The sequence below is a fragment of the Aquiflexum sp. genome (genome assembly GCF_041751335.1).
Classification (GTDB): domain Bacteria; phylum Bacteroidota; class Bacteroidia; order Cytophagales; family Cyclobacteriaceae; genus Aquiflexum.
The window spans coordinates 1-5,007 of record NZ_JBGSXS010000381.1 but is presented as its reverse complement, the minus strand read 5'-3'; the positions used below and the strand labels follow the sequence as shown (position 1 = coordinate 5,007).

The 5,007-nt window shown below is 42.6% G+C and carries 5 protein-coding genes; all 5 read right to left on the bottom strand.

Translation table 11 applies throughout. From position 1 onward, the window contains the following. Positions 1-134 precede the first annotated feature (134 nt). The 5 genes from ACEW8U_RS20390 to rsxE all read right to left on the bottom strand — a co-directional run bounded on the left by ACEW8U_RS20390 (position 135) and on the right by rsxE (position 4,933). Positions 135-815, bottom strand: a complete 681-nt coding sequence (locus ACEW8U_RS20390; RefSeq protein ID WP_373523896.1) for a VOC family protein — start codon at positions 813-815, stop codon at positions 135-137. A 341-nt stretch (positions 816-1,156) separates the two neighbouring features. Further along, positions 1,157-2,020 carry an RnfABCDGE type electron transport complex subunit B gene (locus ACEW8U_RS20385; RefSeq protein ID WP_373523895.1) on the bottom strand — a complete coding sequence of 288 codons (864 nt, stop codon included), beginning with the start codon at positions 2,018-2,020 and terminating at the stop codon, positions 1,157-1,159. A gap of 336 nt (positions 2,021-2,356) precedes the next feature. Beyond that, complete coding sequence (locus ACEW8U_RS20380; RefSeq protein WP_373523894.1) at positions 2,357-3,214, bottom strand: ferredoxin-NADP reductase; 858 nt, start codon at positions 3,212-3,214, stop codon at positions 2,357-2,359. Between the two features lie 502 nt (positions 3,215-3,716). Continuing rightward, complete coding sequence (locus tag ACEW8U_RS20375; RefSeq protein ID WP_373523893.1) at positions 3,717-4,295, bottom strand: electron transport complex protein RnfA; 579 nt, start codon at positions 4,293-4,295, stop codon at positions 3,717-3,719. Beyond that, positions 4,292-4,933 carry an electron transport complex subunit RsxE gene (gene rsxE / locus ACEW8U_RS20370; protein ID WP_373523892.1) on the bottom strand — a complete coding sequence of 214 codons (642 nt, stop codon included), beginning with the start codon at positions 4,931-4,933 and terminating at the stop codon, positions 4,292-4,294. The genes ACEW8U_RS20375 and rsxE overlap by 4 nt, the downstream gene beginning before the upstream one ends. Positions 4,934-5,007 lie beyond the last annotated feature (74 nt).

Genomic DNA, 5,007 nt, shown 5'->3' with positions numbered 1-5,007 from the left:
CAACGTTTGTGTTTGCGCAGTGGTGGCTTTTCGAAGCCGCCACTGTCCGCGTGGGAAAACGTTGTAGGATAAATGTACTTATTACCTTAATGTCCCGCCACCATTGCGCAAACATTTTGTTGGCGGTTCGTTGTTTATTCTATGTTATTTGTCAAATAACCATTCTCAAGTTCTACCAAGTCAAGCTTTATGAACTCTTGAAGATGTTCTGAACTTAAGTGGTCATTAAATGATTGTCCGTCTTTAAAGCACTCCCAAAGAATTATTTTTGTCGGTTGGTCTTTCACTTGTTTGATGTCAAATGATATGTTACCACTTTCTAAAAGCGTTTTGTTCCTTAATTTCCTAAGTTCAGAAACAGTATAGTCAATTTTAGTAGGGTCTTTGATTTTTAAAATTCCTGTCGAGTAGAAGTACTCGTCTACTTTTTTAGGTTCAATTAAGTCCCAAAGATTGCCGTATAAATCTTCGAAAACCGCAACTGTCCCATACTCTTCAAAACTTGGCTCTCTAGTTATCTTTACTTTGTTGTCAATTAGGTTTTGATAGTCTCTTTTAAAATTGTCGGTATGCAAGAACAGAAAAACCCGTCCACCTGTTTGGTTTCCGATTCTACTTTTTTGTTCATCATTTGCTCCTTTGGCCAACAATATAGAACACTCTTTTGCACCTTTTGGTCTAACTAGAACCCAACGTTTTGTGTCTGAAAGAATAGTGTCTTCAATTAAAGTGAAATGTAATTTCTCTGTATAAAATGCTATTGCCTTGTCATAGTCGTCCACAACAATTGCAATATGTGTCAAATTCTGTTTCATTTTTTATTCCTGTCCAATGTAAACTATCTTTTTTTACAATGACCGCCAATGGGTTGCTATCACTAATATTGTTGATATATCTCCTATAAAACTAAAGATATTTTTTAAATATCAAGCCTCTCCACAGGACTTTTGGTTTGGTCAAATTCAGGACCTTACAGCGGAAGTTACCAAATATAATGTCTTGAAAGAATTCAAACTTTAGAAATGATAAAACAATGGCTAGGAAAAAATAAGGTCAGAAAAAAGTAATTGAATTTTCTAAGGTCACATTGATTATGGCAAATGGGAAAATATGTCATTAAAGACATTGACAATATCACACCCACCCTATCAAAAAATCAACTCTCTCCCATCTTCAACTTCCCCTTCCGTACAATTTTTTTGGCTTCAGCGCCTTTGATCACACCTTCTTTTTCATCTATCCACACAATCGCACCTGTGGGGCATCTTTGGATAGGGATCTGGGTTTGGTGGTTTTTGGAATAATCGATGACGGGTAGGTTATGGATCATGGAGATCAGATTGGGGGCATCCATGGCACATTTGCCACAGGCGGTGCAACCTACCTCACAGTCTTCCAATACCCCATCTCCTGCTTCCAGACTTTTACAGGCTACCCTAAGCCGATGGCTTACAGGTTGTATAGAAAAAAGATCTTTGGGACAAACCTCCACACAATCTCCGCAGGCAGTGCATTTTGCCTCATCGACAACAGGAATCCCAAAGGCATTCATCTTGATGGCATCAAAGTCACAGACCACCTCACAGTCTCCATGCCCCAAACAACCCCAAGAACACCCCTTGCCTCCACCCGAAATCAATGCCGCGCCCCGACAACTGCCCAATCCTTCGTAGTTGGCGCGGTTAATGGCTACGTTGATACCTCCGGCACAGGCCAATCTTGCTACCCGTTTTTCCTCCGAACCAGCATCCACTCCCAAAAATTCAGCGATTTCTTTTCTGCCTTCTTCGCTGCTGACGGTACATTTTCCGGGCAGAATTTCACCTTTGACCAAGGCCTCTGCAAAAGGCCTGCAACCGGGAAAACCACAGGCACCGCAATTGGCATGGGGAAGCATTCCTTCCACCACATCAATCCTCGGATCTTCATAGACATAGAACTTCTTATTGGCAATGATCAGCATCAGTGCCAAGAGAAGCGTCAGTCCGCCAAGTGCAAGTAAAGCGATTAGTATTGTCATGGGGAGCCTTGTTTTTTCACTTCGTTATTCGGTGTTCATTATTCGATATTCGATATTTTTAATGTCCGATGTCGGATGACGGATGACGGATGTTGCGTCATTATTTGCATCTGTCCTTCAATTGATTTAACATGACACTTTTTCCATCAATAGAGATTCTTCACTTCGCTATAGAGTTGGTTTTCAATTTCAAACTTTACCAAAGCTCGTTCAGAATGACGCAAGCTATTTTCAACCCATTTTTGTAGCTAGCTTCCGTCTCCTGTCTTCTGTCTTCTGTCAAATTAACTTCGGTCATCGGTCATCGGTCATCGGTCACCTGACATCGGTCATTTTTCAATAAATCACCTCCGCCCACTTCTTCCCCGCAATCAGCTCCGCTTTTCGGTTGTCCCATTTTTCTTTGGAGCCCATGATGTTGATAAAGGCCTTACTCAGATTTTCCTTTACCTTTTCGTATCCTGCGATGTAGATGTAAGTGTTGGAATAGTTCAGCAGCTCCAGAATTTCCTCAGCCCTTTCCTCAATTGCAGCATCCAAAGAAATCGGATCTTCCCAATGTGGGCGGGGACTTAAAGCAGAGAAGGCTTCGAATGTTGCTTCGTCGTAATAATTGGTCAGGTCACCGTCTTTATCATTAAGGTAAAGGAGTTCCAATCCGCTTTTAGCCCCATAAAACAGCATGATCTTTCCTTTCCAGTCTCCTACCTCACTATAGATATGCTTGATAAAAGCACGGAAGGGAGCTATCCCTGTTCCCATCCCGATCAAGATCAGGTTGGAATTTTTATCGGCAGGAACTTTAAATGGCAATTCAAAGGGTCCTGTGATGGTGATTTCATCTCCGACTTGGCGGTCGCAGAGGTAATTGGAACTCACGCCATGATACAGTTCCCCGCTGAAATCATCAACATAGGAACAGCGCTTGACCAACATGGTGATATTGGCATTGCCGTTTTTGGTTTCAGGAAGATCGGCTACACTGTAGAGGCGGTGGTGAAACTCATTGCCAAAGTCACTGTCATGCTCGACTAGTACACCAAAACTTTGATCCACCTTAACCTTGAAATCAGGGCTACCGACTTCAAGTACAATCTCGCGTATTTCTTCAGTATTTGCAGGGGTAAGACGCTTGGTTTTTTTCACCTTGGCCTTGTATTGCTGCTTTGTATTGAGGTCTGATAGATAGGACATTGTTGTGCTATTTAGATGTTAGTGTTATATTTTTATGTATTCTGGATTGAAGACGGGAGACGGGAGACAGAAGACCGAAGAGGGGAGCTATTTACTGTTTTTCCTTTTTGCACACTTTCACACAACCACAGTTGCCACAGCTTCTTCTTTCGGCGAGGACATCCTCATCGGAGGTGTTTTCTGAAAAGGTATCCCTCCACCGGGACTGAACCCAGACCCAAGCGAGCATCATGACGACTATCGCCCCGATTCCAATTGCATATGTCATTAATGTTTCCATGTCAATGTATTATTAATCCTACTTTGTCAACTTAATTCTTGAAGGTAGAAACCTAACAGGTTTTTTTTATTATGATTGCACGTACTGTCGCCAGTTTGATAAATAGATACTTTGGTTAAATCCTTTAATTCACGTTACATCGGTCTTCGGTCATCGGTCTTCCGTCTCGTTTAGAAAGGTTCGGGGCTTAACTGGCAAGAATGCGTTTAAACATATTTTTAATTAACCTAATCCTGAAAATCCCATAAATGTCAAAGACAATATCCCTGCAATCAGCAATGTAATGGCGGTGCCTTTCACCACATTGGGTACCTCGGCAAATTCCAACTGCTCCCGGATTCCTGCCATCAGGAGCAATGCAAGTGTAAAACCTGCACCAGCACCAAGGGCATAAACCAGACTTTGGGAAAGATCATATCCCTTGTTGGTTTGGAATAAAGCCAAACCCAATATGGCACAGTTGGTCGTAATCAGCGGAAGGAAAATCCCCAAAGCCCTAAACAAGGCCGGGCTCATTTTCTTGATAAACATCTCCACCAATTGTACCGTCGATGCAATCACGACGATATAGCTGATCAATTGCAGAAAAGGGGCATTGATGGCCACCAACAAGGCATGTATGCCATAAGCACAAACCGAACTGATCAACATCACAAAGGTCACGGCCCCACCCATCTTGCTGGCAGTTTCCATTTTTCCGGAAACTCCCATAAAAGGACAGATGCCCAGGAAATAGGCTAAAACGAAGTTATTGACCAAACTGGCATTGATAAATATGCTCCAATAGGATTCCGTGTTCATGCCTTTGCCTTTTTAAGTTTGTAGAAATTGAACAGTACGAGCCAAAGTGCCAAAGTAAAAAACCCTCCGGCCGGTAATATCATGATGATCCAGGCCTGAAATGAATCGGGAAAGAGGGATATGTCAAAGAAGGTCCCGCTACCGAGTATTTCACGGACTGCACCCAAACAAAACAGGGCAAAGACAAAGCCCAACCCCATTCCCAAGGCATCCATGATGGATTTGCTGATGGTGTTTTTGGAGGCAAAAGCTTCTGCCCTACTCAAGATCAGACAGTTGACGACAATCAGAGAAATAAAGGCCCCAAGGTTTTTGTGCAAATCCACGCTGATGGCCTGAATGGCATAATCCACCACGGTCACGAAAGTGGCGATGATCAAAATGTAGGAAGCAATCCGAACTTGTTTGGGTATGAAATTACGCAAGGAAGCTACCAGTACATTTGACATAAGCAAAACAAACGCTGTGGCCAATCCCATAGCAAGCGCATTTTGCGCGGTATTGGAAACTGCCAAAACAGGACACATGCCCAAGACCTGTACAAACACAGGATTATCACGCCAAAGCCCTTTGATAAATTCATCGGTGGAGCTTGGCACAGCTTTGATTTCGGGATTTTTTGTTATTCCTGCGCTCATTTTTGATCTTGAGTTACTTTAAAACTTTCCCTTTGATGGTAAATCAAGGGAACCATAGTAGCGGTACTTTCACC

What these genes read in the sequence shown, in the direction of transcription:
- ACEW8U_RS20390 (WP_373523896.1), bottom strand. Translation starts at nt 815, where the DNA reads ATGAAACAGAATTTGACACATATTGCAATTGTTGTGGACGACTATGAC.
- rsxE (WP_373523892.1), bottom strand. Translation starts at nt 4,933, where the DNA reads ATGAGCGCAGGAATAACAAAAAATCCCGAAATCAAAGCTGTGCCAAGC.
- ACEW8U_RS20380 (WP_373523894.1), bottom strand. Translation starts at nt 3,214, where the DNA reads ATGTCCTATCTATCAGACCTCAATACAAAGCAGCAATACAAGGCCAAG.
- ACEW8U_RS20375 (WP_373523893.1), bottom strand. Translation starts at nt 4,295, where the DNA reads ATGAACACGGAATCCTATTGGAGCATATTTATCAATGCCAGTTTGGTC.
- ACEW8U_RS20385 (WP_373523895.1), bottom strand. Translation starts at nt 2,020, where the DNA reads ATGACAATACTAATCGCTTTACTTGCACTTGGCGGACTGACGCTTCTC.